The 20,299-nt window shown below is 65.7% G+C and carries 14 protein-coding genes; 3 read left to right on the top strand and 11 right to left on the bottom strand.

The window, feature by feature from the left end:
- Window positions 1-135: 135 nt before the first annotated feature.
- The 6 genes from guaA to GMOLON4_RS15420 all read right to left on the bottom strand — a co-directional run bounded on the left by guaA (window position 136) and on the right by GMOLON4_RS15420 (window position 7,784).
- Window positions 136-1,734, bottom strand: a complete 1,599-nt coding sequence (gene guaA, locus GMOLON4_RS15445) for a glutamine-hydrolyzing GMP synthase (RefSeq protein ID WP_026935888.1) — start codon at window positions 1,732-1,734, stop codon at window positions 136-138.
- Window positions 1,735-1,764: 30 nt separating this feature from the next.
- Window positions 1,765-2,595: an ABC transporter ATP-binding protein gene (locus GMOLON4_RS15440; RefSeq protein ID WP_245575339.1), complete on the bottom strand. Its 831-nt coding sequence runs from the start codon at window positions 2,593-2,595 to the stop codon at window positions 1,765-1,767.
- Window positions 2,596-2,620: 25 nt separating this feature from the next.
- Complete coding sequence (locus GMOLON4_RS15435) at window positions 2,621-5,005, bottom strand: FtsX-like permease family protein (protein WP_026935890.1); 2,385 nt, start codon at window positions 5,003-5,005, stop codon at window positions 2,621-2,623.
- A gap of 96 nt (window positions 5,006-5,101) precedes the next feature.
- Window positions 5,102-5,638: a DUF3817 domain-containing protein gene (locus GMOLON4_RS15430; RefSeq protein WP_084147320.1), complete on the bottom strand. Its 537-nt coding sequence runs from the start codon at window positions 5,636-5,638 to the stop codon at window positions 5,102-5,104.
- Between the two features lie 8 nt (window positions 5,639-5,646).
- A complete protein-coding gene (locus GMOLON4_RS15425; RefSeq protein WP_026935891.1) occupies window positions 5,647-6,612 on the bottom strand; it encodes an SURF1 family cytochrome oxidase biogenesis protein in 966 nt (321 codons plus the stop codon).
- 50 nt (window positions 6,613-6,662) lie between these two features.
- Window positions 6,663-7,784, bottom strand: a complete 1,122-nt coding sequence (locus GMOLON4_RS15420; protein ID WP_026935892.1) for a GuaB3 family IMP dehydrogenase-related protein — start codon at window positions 7,782-7,784, stop codon at window positions 6,663-6,665.
- Window positions 7,785-8,102: 318 nt separating this feature from the next.
- On the opposite strand from GMOLON4_RS15420, the gene glpK reads away from it, so the two are divergent.
- The gene (gene glpK / locus GMOLON4_RS15415; protein WP_026935893.1) at window positions 8,103-9,602 is read left to right on the top strand and encodes a glycerol kinase GlpK; all 1,500 of its coding nucleotides are present in this window, start codon (window positions 8,103-8,105) and stop codon (window positions 9,600-9,602) included.
- A 94-nt stretch (window positions 9,603-9,696) separates the two neighbouring features.
- On the opposite strand, the gene GMOLON4_RS15410 is transcribed toward glpK, so the two are convergent.
- Together GMOLON4_RS15410 and GMOLON4_RS15405 are read right to left on the bottom strand one after the other, a co-directional pair.
- On the bottom strand, window positions 9,697-11,400 hold the full coding sequence (locus GMOLON4_RS15410) for an Ltp family lipoprotein (protein ID WP_051266056.1): 1,704 nt from the start codon (window positions 11,398-11,400) through the stop codon (window positions 9,697-9,699).
- Between the two features lie 211 nt (window positions 11,401-11,611).
- Window positions 11,612-12,697, bottom strand: a complete 1,086-nt coding sequence (locus GMOLON4_RS15405) for an Ltp family lipoprotein (protein WP_026935894.1) — start codon at window positions 12,695-12,697, stop codon at window positions 11,612-11,614.
- 180 nt (window positions 12,698-12,877) lie between these two features.
- Here GMOLON4_RS15405 and GMOLON4_RS15400 point away from each other — a divergent pair, with 180 nt between their 5' ends.
- Window positions 12,878-15,085, top strand: coding sequence for an NADP-dependent isocitrate dehydrogenase (locus GMOLON4_RS15400; protein ID WP_026935895.1), 2,208 nt, complete (start codon window positions 12,878-12,880; stop codon window positions 15,083-15,085).
- A 333-nt stretch (window positions 15,086-15,418) separates the two neighbouring features.
- On the opposite strand, the gene guaB is transcribed toward GMOLON4_RS15400, so the two are convergent.
- A complete protein-coding gene (gene guaB / locus GMOLON4_RS15395; protein ID WP_026935896.1) occupies window positions 15,419-16,921 on the bottom strand; it encodes an IMP dehydrogenase in 1,503 nt (500 codons plus the stop codon).
- Window positions 16,922-17,212: 291 nt separating this feature from the next.
- Between guaB and GMOLON4_RS15390 the strand changes: the two genes are divergently transcribed.
- Window positions 17,213-18,433 carry a class I SAM-dependent methyltransferase gene (locus GMOLON4_RS15390; protein WP_026935897.1) on the top strand — a complete coding sequence of 407 codons (1,221 nt, stop codon included), beginning with the start codon at window positions 17,213-17,215 and terminating at the stop codon, window positions 18,431-18,433.
- 483 nt (window positions 18,434-18,916) lie between these two features.
- On the opposite strand, the gene groES is transcribed toward GMOLON4_RS15390, so the two are convergent.
- On the bottom strand, window positions 18,917-19,210 hold the full coding sequence (gene groES, locus GMOLON4_RS15385; RefSeq protein WP_026935898.1) for a co-chaperone GroES: 294 nt from the start codon (window positions 19,208-19,210) through the stop codon (window positions 18,917-18,919).
- Window positions 19,211-19,495: 285 nt separating this feature from the next.
- Window positions 19,496-20,296: a hypothetical protein gene (locus GMOLON4_RS15380; RefSeq protein ID WP_026935899.1), complete on the bottom strand. Its 801-nt coding sequence runs from the start codon at window positions 20,294-20,296 to the stop codon at window positions 19,496-19,498.
- Window positions 20,297-20,299 lie beyond the last annotated feature (3 nt).

Below are 20,299 nucleotides of genomic sequence, written 5' to 3'. Positions count from 1 at the left end.
CGCAAATCGCCCCGCAGTTCGATACGGACTGCGGGGCGATTCGTCCTTGCCCCTTTCGATACGGCGGCCACGCCACCTACTCAAGGAACGCTTTCGACACGGCGGCTACGCCACCTACTCAAGGAGCAGAGCAGCCTACTCCCACTCGATGGTCCCCGGCGGCTTCGACGTGACGTCGAGCACGACGCGGTTCACGTCGGGCACCTCGTTGGTAATGCGGTTGGAGATTTTTGCGAGCACGTCGTACGGCAGGCGAGTCCAGTCGGCGGTCATCGCATCCTCGCTTGAGACCGGGCGCAGCACGATCGGGTGACCGTAGGTGCGGCCGTCGCCCTGCACGCCCACCGAGCGCACGTCGGCGAGCAGCACGACCGGGCACTGCCAAATCTCGTTGTCGAGGCCGGCAGCCGTCAGCTCTTCGCGAGCAATCGCATCCGCTTCGCGCAGGATCGCGAGGCGCTCCTCGTTCACCGAGCCGATGATGCGGATGCCGAGGCCGGGCCCCGGGAACGGCTGGCGCGAGACGATGACCTCGGGCACGCCGAGCTCGCGGCCCACGGCACGAACCTCGTCCTTGAACAGCGCGCGCAGCGGCTCGACAAGCTCGAACTTCATGTCCTCCGGCAGGCCGCCGACATTGTGGTGCGACTTGATGTTCGCGGTGCCCGTTCCGCCGCCGGACTCGACGACGTCGGGGTAGAGGGTGCCCTGCACGAGGAACTTGATTTCACCGGGGATATCGTCGGTGCGCGATTCCTCTACGAGGCGAGCCGCGGTCGACTCGAACACGCGGATGAACTCGCGGCCGATGATCTTGCGCTTCTCTTCCGGGTCGGTCACGCCTTCGAGGTGCCCCAGGAACTGCTCCCGTGCATCGACCGTGACGAGGCGCACGCCGGTCGCGGCGACGAAGTCCTCTTCCACCTGGCGACGCTCGTCCTTGCGGAGCAGACCGTGATCCACGAACACACAGGTGAGTTGCTCGCCCACCGCCCGCTGCACGAGCGCGGCCGCGACAGCCGAGTCGACGCCACCGGAAAGGCCACAGATGACCTCGTCGTCGCCGACCTGCTCGCGGATGCGCGCGACCTGCTCGTCGATGATCGAGCCGGGGTTCCAGTCATCCGAGATTCCCGCGGCCCGGTGCAGGAAGGATGCGAGCACTTCCTGGCCGTGCTCGGAGTGCAGGACTTCGGGGTGCCACTGCACGCCGTAGAGCTTGCGCTCTTCGTTCCCGAAGGCTGCCACCGGGGTGTCCTCGGTCGAGGCGAGCACCTCGAAACCCTCGGGCGCCTTCGCGACAGAGTCGCCGTGGCTCATCCACGCGATCTGGTTGGCGGGCTGGCCCGAGAGGATGCTCGAGGATGCGGCCTGGTCGGTCAGCACGACGTGGGTCGAGCCGTATTCGCGCCTTCCGGTCTGCGCGACCTCGCCGCCGAGGGCGACGGCCATAGTCTGGAAGCCGTAGCAGATGCCGAAGGCCGGGACACCAAGCGAGAAGATCTCGGCGTCGAAGTCCGCGGCGTCCTCGGCATAGACGCTCGAGGGGCCGCCCGAGAGCACGATCGCGAGGGGCTGCCTCTCGGCAACCTCGGCAGCGGTGATCGTGTGCGGGACGATTTCGGAGTACACGTTAGCTTCGCGCACTCGGCGGGCGATCAGCTGCGCGTACTGCGCGCCGAAATCGACGACGAGTACCGGCCGAACGTCGGTCGAAGAAGATTCATCAGTCACCCGACACAGTCTAGCCCCGCTGCCACCCGCCTAGAATCCGTGCTCGCGCAGCCAGCGCAGGAGCGTTTCCTCGCGAGGAGCGCGCGCCTCATCCGACCACGGACCAAGCTCCGCCTGGTCGACGACCATGCCGTCCCGCAGATAGAGCACCCGATCAGCCCGCGCAGCACAGGCCGCGTCGTGGGTCACCATGACGATCGTGGTGCCGTCCTGATGCACATCGACGAGCGCATCCATGACCTCTTCAGTCGTACTCGCGTTGAGCGCGCCGGTCGGCTCGTCGGCGAACAAAATCTTCGGCTCGGTCGCGAGCGCCCGGCAGATGGATGCGCGTTGCAGCTGGCCGCCGGAGACTTGCGTAATGCCGTGGTTGGCGACGTGATCGATGCCGAAGCGAGCGAGCAGCGCATCCACCCGGGCCTCCACGGCGGCGCGGTTCCGCGGGTCGGCCTTCAACGCGGGCAGCAGGATGTTGTCGCGCACGTTGAGATTCGCGAGAAAATGGGCCTGTTGGAAGATGAAGCCCATGTCGAGCAGGCGCACGCGACTCATGGCGGCGTTACTCAGGCCCGTGAGGTCGTTACCCCCGAGCGAAATCGTGCCCTCGGTGGGGCGGTCCATCCTACTGATGCAATAGAGCAGCGTCGATTTTCCCGAACCGGATGCGCCCATTACTGCCACGAACTCGCCCTCGCGGACATCGAGATCGATGCCGCCCAGGACTCGCGCCGGTGGCGTGGTGGTGAAAAACGTCTTCTCGATGCCTCTCGCCTGCAGCGCGATGCTCGGGGTGGATGCGGAGGTCGGGTTCTCGGATTGGGTCATGATCATCGCGGGGTCCTTGTCGATTGCCGTTGTCATTAACGCTTGTCGATAGCCCGTGGCATTAGCCCTTGAGCCACGCGCTGGTGTCGTTGCTGCGTAATCGCATCGAGACGATCAACGCAGCGACGGCACCCGCAGCGGTGAGCAGCACGGGAAAGAGCACGTGCACGAGCAGGTGTTTGGGGAAGAAGCTGAGCTTGGTGATACCAAAGCCCGTGGCCGAGAGCGCTGCGCTCACGAGTGATTCGCCCCAGATCGCCGTAGCGACCAAGCCGACGAACACACCCAGCACGATCATCGAGATTGCCTTGACTTGGAGCCCGGCCGCGAGTTCGTCGCCCGAGAACCCGAGCGCGGACAGCACCCCGTTGCGTCCTCGCTCCCGCGCGAGTCGGAGCGACAAGTAGAGGTAGGTGATCAGCGCGACCACCCCGAGCGTCAGCGCGAGCGAGATCCACGCCGCCGCGGAGAAGGCATCCACGACGTACGCGAGCGTTTGCTCGGCATAACGCGCCATGGGGTACACCTTGGCGTCCGGATACGCGGCGGCGTACTCATCGACCAGTGCATCCGCGTCCACTCCCGAACCCGTCTGTGCGTACACGACGTAGCCGGTCGCGTCTTCTGGTAAGTCGCCCGCGAGTTTCGCAGTAAGTCCGCCGGCGGTGGCGTCTTGGTACAGGCCGCTCACCTCGACATCGACGAGGTCGTCGCCGTCGCGCAGGGTAATGACGTCACCGACCGCGACCCCGAGGTTCTCCGCATTCAGCACGGACAGCGCGATCTGTCCGGCCCCGGGCGCTTCCCCCGAAGAGAAGGACACCGTGTTCCCCGAATAGTCGCCGACTTCGGTGCGGAACACCTCCCAACCGGACTCCCCCTCGATTTCGTAGACCGCGTTCGCGTAGCCCGTGACGCTCTCGAAGCGGCCATCCGCCGCCATCGCGGCCGTGACCTCCTCGTAGGTTTTCCCCACGTTTTCCGAGTACTGCAGGTCGAGGCGAAAATCGCTGGTCGGGGCACCAAGGTAGCTCACGAACTGCGGGCTCTGAAACGTCCCGAGCAGGCTCATCGGCAATGCAACGAGCACTGCGGCGAGGGCGAACACCACTGGGATGAGCGCCCAGTCGCCGAATCCGCGCCGCAGATCGGTCCGCGCGAGCGCGAGGTTCACGCTGCCGCCGCGAAAACGACGGAAGGCGGAGCGTTCGACGCCACGGCCGCCGCGCCTCGCGCGCCGCGCCGCCTGCTTCTCGGTCAGAGTCGAGCCATGCACGAGCGCGTTCACGACCTCAATGCGATTCACCGCGCGCAACACTCCCCACGCGATCCCGATGACGAGCGCGAACACCGCGAGCAGCGCGAGGAGCGGTGCGATCACGGTCATCGCAGTGACCGGCGCCTCGGCATAGTTTGCTTGCACGCCCGCGGTGAGTGCCCGGGACGCGAAGGTTGCGAGCACACCACCGACGGCGCACGCGAGCAGCGTCATTAGCGTGTACTTCGACAGATACAGTCCCGCGATGCTCCGGTTCGGGATGCCGATCGCCTTCAAGGCGCCAATCTCCCGAACCTCATCTTGGAGCGTCCCGCGAATCACGAATCGCACGTTGAGCAGTGCGATCGCGATGAGCAGCGCGCTCATGAACATTAGCGCGATGGCGACGAGCCCCTCGCTGAAAATGTTCACAAGGCGGATGATGTCGAACGTGACCGACTGACCATTCATCGGCAGCCGGTCATTCGCCTCGTATGCGGTTTGGAGGGCGCCGCCGAGCGCGGGATCGCCCAAGCGGTACTCGACGATGATCTCCGGGGTACCTCCCCCGGCGGTCGTGAGCGCCTGGAAATCGGCATCCGACACGAGGAAACGCGTCGCGGACGACAACGAGGAAGCCATTTGCGCATCCCGCACGAAGCCCGCGATCTGGAACTCCTGCACGCCGCTGTCAGTCCGCACGCGGAAAGTATCGCTCTCGAGTAGCCCGAAGGACTGCTGGTAGGCGACCGGCACGTAGATCTCGCCAGCGCCGGGGTGCGCGATGTCGCCATGCTCGTCGAGCAGGAAATCGAACCCTTCGTTCTGCACCACGAATAGGTTGTCGATGAGGCTCTCGGACAGGTCCCCCGACTCGCCAGAAGACGACCGCTCCCACGACAAGAAGGCGCTGTCGAAGCCGATCATCTCCTCGATCAGCCAGGACGTGATCTCAGGATGCGCTGCGGCGAAAGCATCGAGCTCTGCCTGGTCGTAGTCGCCCTTGTGCATTTGCAGGAAGTGCGGCGGTTTGGCTTCCTCGAACAGCTGATTCACGGCGCCCGACATGCGCTCCATCACCATGGCACCGGTCGACATGAGCAGCGCGCTCAGCGCAAGCACGATCAAGAGGGCGAGGCTCGCGCCCCAGTTCCCTCGTAAATCGTTCCGTGCGTACTTTAGGTTCACACGTTAAGCGAAGCCGATCGTCGACCGCTTCGGTACGGGGTTACCCCGTGGATTGTGCACCGGGATCCCGGCGTACAGAGTCCCGCATAGCCCCCGCTACTGGTCCTCGACGCGGCGACGCACTTCCGCATCCACCTCGGCATCAAGCTCGGCGCGCTGCTCGTCGCTGAGCGACCCCTCGACCTCGGCGAGCTTCGCATCCTCGGCCTCGCGCTCATCCCAGTACTGCTGCGCCTGGTCGAGTTCGCGAACCGCACGCTTGTGCATGAGGGACTCGGTGATGAAGGACAGGAACGGCACGACGCCACCGCCCGCCATGGCGAGCAGCCAGATGAGCTCCCACCGCATCTTGAGCCACACAAGGTAGGCCGCGATCAGGTAGACGACGTAGAACCAGCCGTGAATGATCAGGATCCAGCGCGACAGGTTGAACGCCGTCACGGTGCCTTCCTGCACAAGGGCGAAGAAGCCAAACGGCCCGAACATTTCGATTTCGAGGTGGAACGCGTACTTCAGCACCATCTCGACCACGAGCGCGAGCAGCAAGATACCGGTGATCCACGCGGTGATCTTGTAAAAGCGCAGCCGCGCGCGGATTCCGGGGAATTCTTCGGGGCGAGGGATTCTCGACATCGTCACACTCAGTTTCGTTCGGGGGTGGATGCGGGGGTCGGGCTGGCTGCGGCAGCGCCCGATTCGCGTTCGGCGGCTAGCTCGCGCAGCTTCTCTCGGCGAATCTCTTCGGCAAGGTCGGCGACCGGGTCCTGCGACTGCTCGGCGAGGTAGTCGTCGCGCACGAGCCGCCACCAGATGAAGATCGCCATACCGGCGAACACGAGCCACTCGATGGCGTAGAAGATATTGAGCAGGTCGAGCTGGAAGCTGTCGTCAATCGCGACCACGTGAATTGGCTCCAGGCCGGCGGGCAGGTCGACGCCCTCCTGAAGCAGGCCCCAGCCGGAGTAGTAGCTCACCGCGGGTTCCTGCCACAGGTTAATGAGCTGGCCGACCGCCATTGCGTTCACCGCGGTGGGATTGTCCGTATCCCGGTCGATGGTCGGCTCCTGCAGCGCCTCGAGTTTGCCGGTGAACTCGACCGGCTCGGTTGTATCGTCAACCGTCGGGGTGGATGCGGCCAGTGAGTCGGCGGCCGCGAGGGCTTCGGATTCCGTCGGGGCCCAGCCCACCGCCACCACGAGACCGGGGTACGAGGATGCGTCGGAGCTCGCCTGGAACTCCTCGGTCACCTCCGGCTGCTGCGCCTGAAACTCGGTGACGCCGTCGTTCGCGACGGCGAGGTGGCCGACGACCCACCAGCCCGTCTCCCCATCCTGCACGCGGTTCGACACGACGCCGAAGTCGCCCGGCACGAGCCAGCCCGACACCGAGATCGCGCGCGCGACCGATTCATCGGTCACGCCCTGCGCGGGCTGGATGAGTTCGCCGAGCGGCACAACCTGTTCGTACGCCTCGCTGTCGACTGCGGTGGTCGACGACTCAAATGCGGCGTTGAGCTGCCAGCGCCCGAGCAGCAAAAAGGCGACGACCACCAAGAGCGCACCAACAAGGAGGGCAAGCCATTTCGGCTTCACCATGGTCTTGAGCAATACGTTTCCTGGGGTTGTTGGGGAACCGGCCGGGCCGGCGTGGAGCGAAGTTACTGCGCGCTGCTGGGGATGACGGCGATGTTCGACTTCTGGAATGACTTCAGGTCGGTATAACCGGTCGTCGCCATCGCGTAGCGCAGCGCGCCCATGAGGTTCTCGGTGCCGTCGGCCTGACGGGCGGGGCCCTGCACGATTTCCTCGAGCGTGCCAACCTGGCCGATCTCGACGCGGTTGCCGCGCGGCAGCTTCGAGTGCCGTGCCTCCGCGCCCCAGTGCCAGCCGCGGCCGGGAGCGTTGTTCGCGCGGGCGAGCGCTGCCCCGAGCATGACCGCATCCGCACCGAGTGCGAGGGCCTTGACGATGTCGCCCGACGTACCGAAGCCGCCGTCCGGGATCACGTGCACGTAGCGGCCGCCCGACTCGTCCATGTAGTCGCGGCGCGCGCCAGCAACATCCGCGATGGCCGTCGCGATCGGTGCCTGGATGCCGAGCACGCGACGGGTGGTCGAGGCCGCGCCGCCGCCGAAGCCGACCAGCACGCCGGCCGCGCCGGTGCGCATGAGGTGCAGCGCCGAGGTGTAGCTCGCGGCACCGCCGACAATGACGGGGGTGTCGAGTTCGTAGATGAACTTCTTGAGGTTGAGGGGCTCGCGGTTCTCCGAGACGTGCTCGGCCGACACCGTCGAGCCGCGGATCACGAAGATGTCGGCGCCAGCGGCGAGCACATCCTCGTAGTGGTCTTGCGTCCGCTGCGGCGAGAGCGCGCCCGCGACGACAACGCCCGCGTCGCGGATCTCCTGCAAACGGGCCTTGATGAGCTCGCCCTTAATCGGCTCGCGATAGATCTCCTGGATGCGCGTGGTCGCCTGGGCCGCGGGCAGGTCTGCGATCTCCGCGAGCAGGGGCTCTGGGTCTTCGTAGCGCGTCCACAGGCCCTCGAGGTCGAGGACCCCGAGGCCACCAAGCTTGCCGAATTCGATGACCGTGCTTGGGCTCATCACAGAGTCCATCGGTGCGGCGACGAGCGGCGTCGGGAACTCGAACGCGTCGATCTTCCACGTCGTCGACACATCCTCGGGGTCCCGAGTGCGTCGCGAAGGAATGATGGCAACGTCGTCGAGCGAATACACCTGTCGCGCGCGCTTGGCACGGCCAATCTCAAATTCAGTCACCCGCTAAGCCTATCGGTCTCTGACTGGATGCGCCGACCGGGCCGTGTTGGCCACTCGCCGTGCGCGGATTGCCGGTATCTGTGGCCCTTGCCGATAGCGCACCGACCCATTGCCGCTATCGCCACCCCTTGCCCGTACTCCGGGCGGGATGCGCGCTACCTGCAATGCGCGCGGGCGGGATGCGGTCGGGATGCGGGCGGGATGCGGCGAATTGGACCACGATTCCGCTAGTTTCGATACGAGCCCTGCGGGCTCTACTCAACCAGCGAGCACGACCCTGCGGGCTCTACTCAACCAGCGACAACCTTGCGAGGCACCGTGGCCGACCACATCCTTGCCCTCGACCAGGGCACGACCTCAACGCGCGCGATCATCTTCGACCGCGACGGCCGCATCGTGGCGACCGCGCAGCGCGAGCACCGCCAGTCCTTCCCGCAGCCGGGCTGGGTCGAGCACGATGCCACCGAAATCTGGCGCAACGCCCGCAACTGCATCGGCCTCGTGCTCGCGGATGCGCAGCTCACCCCCGCGGATATCGCGGCGGTCGGCATCACCAATCAACGCGAGACGACGGTCTGTTGGGATCGCAAGACCGGCCGCCCCCTGCATCCCGCGATCGTCTGGCAAGACACGCGCACGCAGGGCATCGTGGACCGCATCGCCGAACACGGCGGCGTCGACCAGTTTCGCGAGCGCACGGGCCTCCCCCTCAACGCCTACTTCACGGCGACGAAGATCGCGTGGCTCCTCGAAAACGTCGAGGGCCTCCGCGAGCGCGCCAATGCAGGCGAGGTCCTCTTCGGCACCGTCGACACCTGGCTCACGTGGCAGCTCACAGGCGGCCCGAAGGGCGGGGTGCATGTCACGGACGTGACCAACGCATCCCGCAGCCTGCTCATGCGGCTGGACTCGTGCGAGTGGGATGCGGAACTCCTCGCCGCCTTCGGGATTCCGCGAGCATCCCTCCCCGAGATCCGCTCATCGAGCGAGGTGTACGGCCACTGCGCCGAGTGGACGCCGATCGCTGGCGTGCCTGTCGCGGGCATCCTCGGCGACCAGCAGGCCGCCACGTTCGGCCAGGCCGCGTTTGACGAGGGCGAAGCGAAAAACACGTACGGCACGGGCTCGTTCCTCGTGTACGGCACTGGCACCGAACCGGTATTGAGCTCACATGGGCTACTCACGACGGTCGCGTACAAGCTCGGCGACGGCGCAACCCACTACGCGCTCGAGGGATCGATTGCCGTCACGGGCTCGCTCGTGCAGTGGCTGCGCGACAACCTCGGCCTCATCTCGACCTCGGCCGAAATCGAACCGCTCGCCGCATCCGTCGACGACAATGGCGGCTGCTATATCGTGCCCGCCTTTTCCGGTCTCTACGCGCCGTGGTGGCGGCCGGATGCGCGCGGCGTCATCGTGGGCCTCACCCGCTACATCACCAAGGGTCACATCGCCCGTGCTGCGCTCGAGTCCACGGCATTTCAGTCGGCGGACGTCCTCGAGGCGTGCAACGCGGATGCGGATGAGCCCCTCACGGAGCTGCGCGTCGACGGTGGGATGACGGTAAACGACGCGCTGATGCAGTTTCAAGCGGATGTGCTCGGCGTGCCCGTGGTGCGTCCCGTCATCACCGAGACGACCGCGCTCGGCGCGGCCTTCGCCGCCGGACTCGCGGTCGGGTTCTGGGCCGATCTGGATGCGCTGCGCGCGCTGTGGCGCGAGGATCGTCGCTTTGAACCCGCGATGTCACCGGATGAACGGGCACGGCTTCGTCGGGAATGGCGAAAGGCGGTCTCCCGCAGCTTCGATCTTGCGTAGCTGTGGGAGACCGCCTGGTGTCCGGTTGGTTGGCTGGCTGGCTGGCTGGCCTCAGGATGTGGCGGCGCGGCTGGTAGCCCCAGCGCGCATCCGCCTACTTGAAGTCGACGCTGTCGACGCCGTGCTGTGCTTGCTCCGGCGTGAAGTCCTCGTAGATCAACTGGTCGTACAGTTCGTCTTCCGTCATGTCGGGAATCGCCCGCATGTAGCTTTCCGCCGATTGCACCGCCTGGTCATTCCAGTCCACGTCGAGCGACGCGACCGCCGCTTCGGCGTCCTCGGTCGAGAACTCGCTGTAGGTAAGCATCTCAATTAGGCCCTTCTCGGAATAGCCGCTGCCGTATTCGAGGCTTGACTCTGCCGACAGGACGGCCTGCTCGCTCCAGTCCACGTCAAGCGATCCGACGGCGTTGTTCGCCTGGTCACTCGTGAACCCGGTCGATACGAGCGAGCTGACGAGACCCTTCTCGGAATAGCCCGTGCCGTAGTCGATGAGCTGCTCGGCATACAGCACTGCCTGCTCGTCCCAATCAACGTTGAGCTGGTCGACTGCCCACGTGGCGTCATCGGTCGAGTACCCCTCGTACTCGAGCTGGTCGATTAGACCGTCTCGGGAGAAGGCCATCGCATTGATGTAATCCTCCGCCGAATCGAGCGCGTCTTGCTGCTCGGCGGTGCCAGAGCCGGACCCCGAGTTGCCCGAATCCTGCGTTGGCTCCGCTGGCTGCTGCGTAGGTTCCGCAGGCTGGTCCGTCGGTTCCGTAGTCGGCTCCTCGGCGATCGGCGCATCCGTCTCGTCCGGTCCGCCTCGGGAGGTCGTCAGGAAAATTGCGCCGACAATGAGGACGATTGCCAGCGCGCCGCCACCGATCGACCACGCGAGGATCTTTTTCTTCTTCTTGGCCGCCGCGTCCGGGTCCTGGTTTGGATCGCCCTGACCGTACTGGCCGCCGCCGTAGCCGCCCGCGCCGTAACTGCCTCCGGCGTTCGTGCTCGGCGGGGTGCCGTACTGGCCAGTGCCGTACTGGTCGCTGCCGTATTGGTCGCCGCCTTGCTGCCCGCCGTACTGGTCGCTGCCGTACTGTCCGGTCGCGCCGTAGGGGGATGCCCCAAACTGCTGCGTCGGCGCATCCTGTGCCCCATGCGGTCCCGAGCCGTATTGGCCTGGCTGGCCTGCGTCGTACCCGCCCGCATCCGATGCGCCCGAGACGTACTGTCCTGAGCCGTCCGGCTGCGAGGCGCTGTAGTCGCCAGCTCCATACTGCTGAGTCGGGGCGTCGGATGCGCCAAATGCCTGGGTCGGGGCGTCACCCGAGCCGTACTGGCCGGCACCGTATTGGTCGCTGCCGAATTGGCCGGCGCCGTACTGCTGAGTCGGGGCGTCACCCGCGCCCGAGCCATACTGGTCGCCGCCGTATTGGCCGGCGCCGTATTGCTGAGTCGGGGCGTCACCTGCGCTCCCGCCGTACTGATCGCTGCCGTACTGATCGCTGCCGTACTGGCCTGCGCCATACTGGCCGGCTCCGTACTGCTGAGTCGGTGCATCCCCTGCACCCGATTGGTCCGCACCGTACTGGCCACCGCCGTACGAGCCTTGCGAATCGTGCTCGGCACCCGCCTGACCCGCGCCATACTGCTGGGTCGGCGCATCACCGGCGCCGTACTGAGCGCCGTCAGCGCCAGCGACAGGACGGAAGTTCGAGGTCCAGGTGACGCCGTCGAAGTACTGTTCCTGGCTCGGGTTCTGCGAGTCTGGGTACCACCCTGCGGACGGCGGGTTTTGCCACGAATTGCTCAATCTCGACCCCAATCGAAGTATCAGTGCCGATCAACTCGCCACTCCCTAACACGGTGAATACTACCGATCGGGCGAAAGCCGAACCACCGCCTACGGTGGTATTGCCCCGATTTCGTGCCAGAGTCGTACGCCGCGCACATGGTGCGGGATGCGCCTTGCTCCTCTCAATACGCGCCACCCGTGTCGGGTGGGATATGCGCATGATCAGCCGTTATCCGTCGACTTGGTTGAGCGCATACTCAATCTGTTCGGGTGTGAACTGTTCATATTCGAGCTGGTCGTATAGTTCTTGGCCGCTCAAGTCCAGACTGTCGATGTATGACTGCGCCTTCTCGACGGCCTGTTCTTGCCAGTCGATGCCGGAGCCGTCAACGGCAGCCACAACGGCCTCCGCGTCGAGGTAATACTGTGCGACTTCCTCCGGGTTCTCGCTCTCGGCGCCGGATGCAGTGTCGCTGCTCGAGGAGTTCGTGTCGATTACGGATGAATTGGAATCGCCTGCGTCGTCCGAGTCTGATCCGCCCGAGAAGATTGCCCAGAGGATGAAGGCCATGACGAGCATCCAAAAGATCCACAAGCATCCGGTGCCTGTTTTCTTGACCACCGGCTTCGCAACACTGCCTGCTGATGCTTTCGCCTGCTCAAGTTTGGCTTGTGTCTCCTCCTGCGCCTTTCGGCGGGCTTCCTCGACGGTGGCTCGGCGCGCGGCCCGATCCCCTTGCCGCTGCTGGTAGGCATTCGGCGGGGTTTGCGGTTGCTGCGGTTGCACCCGTTGCGATTGCGGTTGCTGCTGTTGTTGTTGCGGCTGCCGCTGTTGCACCTGTTGCGATTGCGGCTGCGGTTGTTCTGAATGCGGTGGCTGTTGCTGATGCGGCTGCCGGGCCGGTGCCCTTGCGGGGTCCATGGCTTCCGCCGTGACAAAGAGAGATTCGTGCGCGACATCGATCGCGGGCTCAGCCCCGAGCGGCCGAACGGGCTCGACCCCGAGCGAAGGCCCGGCACGAAGCGGCGCGTCAATACCCAATGAGGAATCCACACCCAAAGAGGAATCCACCCCGAGCGAGAACTCATTCTCTGGTCGTCGATAGGGCGCGCGATCTTCCGCGACTGGGCCACGCGCATCCCGCGACGATCCAGCGCGACGACTGCGCGCATCCACTTGACCGCCCTCGCCCGGACCGTTCGTGTCGCGCGCTTCACCCGACCACGCGACGCCGTCAAAGTAGCGCTCGACGCCCGGCCTAATCGGGTCGGCATACCAGCCGGCCGACTTGGGGTTCGCAAACGGGTTCGACATTGGGCCTCGACTTCACACTCTCGCTTTTCGCGCTCGATGAAGCATAGCGAGGAGCTTGCGAATCAGACCCCCTCGCATCCCATTACCCGACTTCGGTAGGATGATGAGGTTATCTCGACATCGAGATATCTCGACCAAGGGCATCGACCCGAAACCCACTTGATTACGGAGTTTCCGCGCATGGCGAAGATCATCTACACGCACACCGACGAGGCACCCCTCCTCGCGACATACTCCTTCCTCCCCATCGTTCAGGCATACGCCGCCAAGGCAGGCGTTGAAGTCGAGACCCGCGACATCTCGCTCGCCGGCCGCATCCTGGCAACCTTCCCCGAGAACCTCACCGAGGAGCAGCGCGTAGGCGACGCCCTCGCCGAGCTCGGCGAACTCGCGAAGGCTCCCGAGGCGAACATCATCAAGCTCCCGAACATCTCGGCTTCGGTCCCCCAGCTCAAGGCCGCCATCGCCGAGCTGCAGGCGCTGGGGTACGACATCCCGAACTACCCCGAAGACGACGACGCCGAAGCTGCCGATGTGCGCGCACGCTACGACAAGATCAAGGGGTCGGCCGTAAACCCCGTCCTGCGCGAGGGCAACTCGGACCGCCGCGCTCCGATCGCGGTGAAGAACTACGCCCGCAAGCACCCGCACTCGATGGGTGAATGGACCGCTGCGTCGAAGACCCGCGTCGCGACCATGTCGGCCGACGACTTTCGCGCGAACGAGCAGTCGGTCGTGATGCCTGCTGACGACACCCTCACGATCCGCTTCGTCACCGACGGTGAGACCCGCATCCTGAAGGACGGCCTCAAGGTGCTTGCGGACGAGGTCATCGACGGCACCGTGCTGCGCGCCGCCGCCCTCGACAAGTTCCTCGCCGAGCAGATCGCTGCCGCGAAGGCCGACGACGTGCTGTTCTCGACGCACCTCAAGGCGACCATGATGAAGGTCTCCGATCCGATCATCTTCGGCCGCGTCGTGCGTGCCTTCTTCCCGGCGCTCTTCGAGCAGTACGGTGACGTCCTCGATGCCGCGGGCCTCTCGGAAAACAACGGCCTCGCCGCGATCATCGCCGGTGCCGAGAACCTCCCCGAGCGCGACGGCATCCTCGCCGCGATCGAGCAGGGCTACGCCGAAGGCCCGCGCCTCGCAATGGTGAACTCCGACAAGGGCATCACGAACCTCCACGTCCCGAGCGACGTCATCGTCGACGCCTCGATGCCCGCGATGATCCGCATCGGCGGCCACATGTGGGGCCCGAAGGGTGAGGAAGACGACACTCTCGCCGTGCTCCCCGACTCGAGCTACTCGGGCGTCTACCAGGCCGTCATCGACGACTGCAAGGCGAACGGCGCATACGACCCCACCACGATGGGCTCGGTCGCGAACGTCGGCCTCATGGCGCAGAAGGCCGAAGAATACGGCTCGCACGACAAGACCTTCCAGTTGGATGCGTCGGGTCGCGTCGAGGTCGTCAACGCGGCTGGCGAGGTGCTCATCTCGCACGACGTCGAGGCTGGCGACATCTGGCGCGCCTGCCAGGCCAAGGATGCGCCGATCCGCGACTGGGTCAAGCTCGCTGTCACCCGCGCCCGTGTCTCGGGCCAGCCGGCCGTGTTCTGGCTCGACGAGTCCCGCGCGCACGACCGCAACCTCATCGCGAAGGTGAACGAGTACCTCGGCGACCACGACACCGAGGGCCTGGACATCCGCATCCTCTCCCCGATCGAGGCCACGAAGTTCTCGGTGGAGCGCATCCGCCGCGGCGAGGACACCATCTCGGTGACCGGCAACGTGCTGCGCGACTACCTCACTGACCTCTTCCCCATCCTCGAGGTTGGCACCTCGGCGAAGATGCTCTCGGTTGTGCCGCTCATGAACGGTGGCGGCCTCTTCGAGACCGGCGCTGGCGGTTCGGCCCCGAAGCACGTGCAGCAGCTCGTCGAAGAGAACCACCTGCGCTGGGACTCGCTCGGTGAGTTCCTCGCGCTCGCAGAGTCCTTCCGCCACGAGGCAACGACGAACGACAACGCGCGCGCCGCGGTTCTCGCCGCTGCGCTCGACCAGGCCACCGAGCGCCTGCTCGACGAGGACAAGTCGCCCTCGCGCAAGACCGGCGAGATCGACAACCGCGGCTCGCACCTCTACATCGCGGCGTACTGGGCCGAGGCCCTCGCGTCGCAGACCGAGGATGCGGAGCTCGCTGCGGCGTTCAAGCCGGTTGCTTCGGAGTTCGCCTCGCAGCTTGCGGCGATCGACGCGGAGCTCGTGTCGCTGCAGGGTCCTGCCGTCGACCTCGGCGGCTACTACCGCCCCGACGCCGACAAGGTCTCGGCCGTGATGCGTCCGTCGGATGCGTTCAACAGCATCCTGAGCCAGCTCGCGTAGGTTTGCTCGCCCTGTGAAACGGCGGGTCAGCGCTTCGGCGCTAGCCCGCCGTTTTGCGTTTCCGCTGGTTCTCCGGCCTGCTGCGACGGGGTGCTGCGGCGGTCGCCAAGATCATCGCCCTTGCCGGTAACGCCCGCACTGGCCGGTGCTTCGGCCATCATGAGCGCTACCTGCAACCCCCGGAAAAGCACCATTGCCGGTAGCGCTTACCATTGCCCGTACTCGAACAAGGGAGAGCGCTACCGGCAATGGGAAGCTGTCGCAGCGGCTGGTCGAGGATGCGCAGCGGCCAGAGAGGATGCGCTGCCACGGTGAGCAGCGCATCCACCACAACTACTTGCGGTAGTTCGGCGCCTCGACGACCATCTGGACATCGTGCGGGTGCGATTCCTTGAGGCCGGCGGGCGTGATACGCACGAAGCGGCCGCGCGACTTCAGCTCGGGGACGGTGCGTGCGCCGACATAGAACATCGACTGGTGCAGGCCGCCGGTGAGCTGGAACACGTTCTGGCGCACGGTGCCGCGGTACTGCACCTTGCCCTCAATGCCCTCGGCGATCAGGTCGTCGTCGCTCGGCACATCCGCCTGGAAGTAGCGGTCGCGCGAGTAGGACGTCTTCTTGCCGCGGGTCTGCAGCGCGCCGAGCGAGCCCATGCCGCGGTACTGCTTGAACTGCTTGCCGTTGACGAAGATGAGGTCACCGGGCGACTCGTCCGTGCCCGCGAGCAGCGAGCCGAGCATCACCGAGTCGGCGCCAGCGACGAGCGCCTTCGCGATGTCGCCCGAGTGCTGCAGACCACCGTCGGCGATGATCGGCACCCCGGTGCCGCGCGCGGCCTTGGATGCCTCGTAGATCGCGGTGATCTGCGGCACGCCGACACCTGCAACGACACGGGTCGTGCAAATCGAGCCGGGACCAACGCCGACCTTCACCGCATCCGCGCCGGCCTCGATGAGCGCCGCCGCGCCCTCGCGGGTCGCGATGTTGCCCCCGATGATGTCGACGCCGGCGAAGGTCGGGTCGCTCTTGAGGCGACGGATCATGTCGATCTCACCGCGCGACTGGCCGTTGGCCGTGTCGACGACAAGCACGTCGACGCCCGCGTCGCGCAGCGCGACGGCACGGTCGAATGCGTCGCCGAAGAAGCCGATGGCGGCGCCGACACGGAGGCGACCCTGTTCGTCCTTCGTCGCGTCCGGGTACTTGTCGATCTTGTCGAAGTCCTTGACCGTGATGAGGCCGGTCAGGATGCCGTTGTCATCAACGAGCGGGAGCTTCTCGATGCGGTGCTTGCCGAGGAGCGCAAAGGCCTCCTCGCCGGTAATGCCGACGTGGCCCGTCACGAGGTCGCCCGAGGTCATTACCTCGTGCACCTTCGTGGTTGCCTTCTCGCTGTCGGGCACGAAGCGCATGTCGCGGTTTGAGATGATGCCGACGAGCTTGCCCGCACCATCGACCACGGGCAGACCGGAGATGCGGAACTGGCCGCACACCGCATCCACCTCGGCGACGGTCGCGTCAGGCGAGGTCGTGATGGGGTTGGTGACCATGCCGGATTCCGAACGCTTGACGCGGTCGACCATCGCGGCCTGGTCATCGATCGAGAGGTTGCGGTGCAGGATGCCGAGACCGCCCTGACGGGCCATCGCGATGGCCATGCGGGATTCGGTCACGGTGTCCATGGCGGCGGAGATGAGGGGCACCTTCACCGAGATGTTGCGGGTGAGCTGCGTAGTCGTGTCGACCTCGGAGGGGATGACGTCAGTTTCTTCCGGCAGCAGCAGGACGTCGTCGTAGGTGAGTCCAGTAAACGCGAATGGGTCGTGCTCGGTCATATTGACGGGTTCTCCAGTTGTTCAGCTTGTTCGGCGATTGCTTATTCAGCGATAGCGTCGCAGGAGAAACGACCGGCCGTTTCGCGCAGCACGCGGCGGCCGCGTTCGCCTGCGAATAACGGCGGGTAATTCATCCTACGCGCGGATTGAGATTTCGGCACCCGAGCGCAATTACGCTGTGGGCGAGGATGCGCGGGGAATATTTCGTGCGTGCCCGCTCAGTGAGTAGGCGCGAAGCGCCGTGTCGAACTGCGATTAGTGGGTGGGTACACACCGACTACCGTAGGACGCATGGATCGCGAAGACTTGACCGCCCTGCTCACCTCCGAGACAATGCGGCTACTCGACGAATTCGCAGATCTCGCCACGACTCGCGACGCGCTCGGCGCAGTCACTTCCCTGCGCAAGGCGGGGGTGGATGCGCGCACCAGCGCCGCAATCCTCACTCAGCTCAAGCTGCGGCGAAAGGCTAAGGCCAAGTTCGGTGACTTCGCGGGCCGGATGCTCTTCACCGAGGACGGACTGGCCCAGGCCACGCGGCTGCAGGTCGCGGCGCACCACGGCAACCGTTTTCGCGCCGCGGAGGTCCGCCGCATCGCCGATCTCGGCTGCGGCATCGGGGCGGATGCGATGACGTTCGCCGCGCTCGGCTTCGACGTCGTCGCGGTCGAGATGGATGAGGTCACCGCCGCGATCGCGACACACAACCTCGCCCCTTTCCCGAACGCCGAGGTACGCCACGCCCGCGCCGAGGACATCGATCTCGCCGAGTTTGACGGCGTGTTCCTCGACCCGGCCCGGCGCACCGCGCGCGAGGGTTCGACGGAACACGGCGCATCCCGCCGCCTCGCCGACCCCGCCGACTGGTCGCCTTCGCTCGATTTCGCGTTCGGCACCATGGGTGAGGATGCGGCGCGGGCGGTTGGCGTGAAGCTCGGCCCCGCGATCCCCCATGAGTTGCTCCCGGATGATGGTGAGGCACAGTGGGTGTCGGTAGGCGGCGAGCTTGTCGAGTGCGCGGTGTGGCTGGGGCCAGCGGCACGCGAGGGTGTCCGCAGGTCGGTGCTGAGCATCCGCGATGGCAAGAGCAACGAGCTGTCGGCTCGCACATCCGCCGACGAAGCGGTCGATGCGCCGGTCGGCGACCTGGGCGAATGGCTCCACGAGCCCGATCCCGCGATTATCAGGGCGCGGTTCATCGGCGATCTCGCGCGGCAGCTCGGCGGGCGGATGATTGCGCCCGAGATCGCGTGGATCACGACGGACGAGTCGGCGACGTCGCCCTTCGCTCAGTCGTTCCGGGTGCTCGAGCAGTTCAAGCTGGACAAGCAGGTTTTGAAGCGCGAGCTGAAGGCCCGCGGCATCGGCACGCTCGAGATCAAGGTGCGCGGCGTCGATCTCGACCCCGCGGCCTTCCGCAAGCAGCTCGCGCTCAAGGGGGATGCATCCGCCACACTGATCTGCACGCGCGTCGGAGATCGCCGGGTCGCGCTCCTCGCCGAGCGCGCGTAGCGGCGGCCTATTTTCCTGGATGCGCGGCGCTGCCGGGGCCTCGACGCGACGGCACGGCCGCGGATGAGGGGTAGGTACGCGCAACCCTTGCACCAACCACAGCGAGCCATTGCAGATAACGCTGCCCCATGCCGAAGTACCGGCCCCAACGAGCGCTAACGGCAAGGGCCACAGACGCCGGGTGGGTAAAACGCAACCCCTGCGCCAACGCCAGGCTGCGATTACGTGTGACAGGTTCCATGCGCCACGGACCAGGGCCACGGATCCCCGAGCCAGGGCCACGGATCCGCGAGCCAGTGTGATCGTGACGAACCAGGGTGTTCAGACAACATGGCTCGTCACGATCGCAAAGAGTCACTGCTACTTGCGAATGGTTCGCGAACGGAACACCCGCGATCGCAAGTGCCGCACCCTGGCAACGGCGACGGAAAATGCCGCGGGCCCCGACCGGAGTCGGAGCCCGCTGCAAGAATCACGAAAGGTTTAGAGAACCTTTGCGAGCACGTCGCGTGCCGAGAGGATGAGGTACTCGTTGCCGCCGTACTTCACCTCGGTGCCGCCGTACTTCGAGTAGATGACCTTGTCGCCTACCGCAACGTCCATGGGGATGCGGTCGCCGTCTTCGTCGAAGCGGCCGGGGCCGACTGCGACAACTTCGCCCTCCTGGGGCTTCTCTGCAGCGGTGTCCGGGATGACAAGACCAGAAGCAGTGGTCTGTTCTGCCTGGACCTGCTGGATGACAATGCGATCTTCGAGCGGCTGGATGTTCACCGACACTGTTGACCTCTTTCTAGGCGTAACTCTGTGTGTAAGTTCAAAAGTTAGCACTCTCACCCTGAGGGTGCTAACTCGAGTCTATGTGTCGAAGGCTGATGCTGCCACTCAAAGCGGGGCAGTATGTACGCGGATAGCGTACGGAACACTTGGCTCGCTTCCGTACGCCGCTGCACGGCCAGTACGGGAATAGACGCTGTGGCGACATTCCCGTTCATCACGGCGCGCTAGCGGCACTGGGCCACTAGTCACTGGGCGAGGCGCCACATACTCCGCGAGCGCATCCAGCTAGAACACGTAGACGAGCAGCGCGGTCGCGACGGCGATCGCGACCGCGATGCAGCCGGTGATGACCGCGATCAACGCGTACGTCCGGCCAGGACCGCGCAGGCGCATACCGCCAAGCACGACCGCGACGACGCCGAGCACGCCACCGACCATGTATGCAAACGACGGCAGAAGCATGAGCAGCAGCGCGATAATTCCGAGCGCCGCGGCGACGTAATCGGTGCTTGTGGGCCGGGGACGCGCATCCACCTGCGTGCCGTACTGCGGCGGCGCCATTGCGGGCGTTTCCGCGGGCGGCGAAAATGCACCGAACTGGCCGTTCCCTTGAGCACCCGGACCTGCGCCAAAGCCGTCGCCATAGGGCGAAGCGTTCGGGTGCCCGGTTGCGGTCTGGTATCCGGATGCATCGTGCGTCACACCGAACGTGCCACCCTCGGCTGGCACCGCGTTCGTGCCGTTCCCGTTCGCGTCGAGATCGCGGTCCATGCCGCTCAAGTCGATATTGCTGTCGTATCTCGCGGTGGTCGTGGCCCCACCGGCTTCCGCGCCGGATGCATCGATCTCGGCATTCGCAGGATCGTCGCTGTCGGGCTGTTCGCCACTGGCCAAGCCCGCACCGGCAGACCCAGTCGCATCCGAAGCACCCTCATCCTCGCGAGCCGCGCCGGCCCCCGCATCCTGCCCGAACCCCGACGCATCGCCGTCGACGCCAAACGTGCCGCCACCCGCGGGGACGATCGTCTCTTGCTCATCTTCGTGATGCAGACGAGGTTCGCCCTTCGCACCGTTCGTGTCGGTCATATC

The sequence above is a fragment of the Gulosibacter molinativorax genome, assembly GCF_003010915.2.
Classification (GTDB): domain Bacteria; phylum Actinomycetota; class Actinomycetes; order Actinomycetales; family Microbacteriaceae; genus Gulosibacter; species Gulosibacter molinativorax.
The sequence above is the reverse complement of the archived record's forward strand: the minus strand, read 5'-3'. Positions and strand labels throughout refer to the sequence as shown.

Coding starts and splice junctions, on each gene's coding strand:
- GMOLON4_RS15430 (WP_084147320.1), bottom strand. CDS start 5,638: ATGTCGAGAATCCCTCGCCCCGAAGAATTCCCCGGAATCCGCGCGCGG.
- GMOLON4_RS15440 (WP_245575339.1), bottom strand. CDS start 2,595: ATGACAACGGCAATCGACAAGGACCCCGCGATGATCATGACCCAATCC.
- guaB (WP_026935896.1), bottom strand. CDS start 16,921: ATGACCGAGCACGACCCATTCGCGTTTACTGGACTCACCTACGACGAC.
- GMOLON4_RS15405 (WP_026935894.1), bottom strand. CDS start 12,697: ATGTCGAACCCGTTTGCGAACCCCAAGTCGGCCGGCTGGTATGCCGAC.
- GMOLON4_RS15380 (WP_026935899.1), bottom strand. CDS start 20,296: ATGACCGACACGAACGGTGCGAAGGGCGAACCTCGTCTGCATCACGAA.
- GMOLON4_RS15400 (WP_026935895.1), top strand. CDS start 12,878: ATGGCGAAGATCATCTACACGCACACCGACGAGGCACCCCTCCTCGCG.
- GMOLON4_RS15390 (WP_026935897.1), top strand. CDS start 17,213: ATGGATCGCGAAGACTTGACCGCCCTGCTCACCTCCGAGACAATGCGG.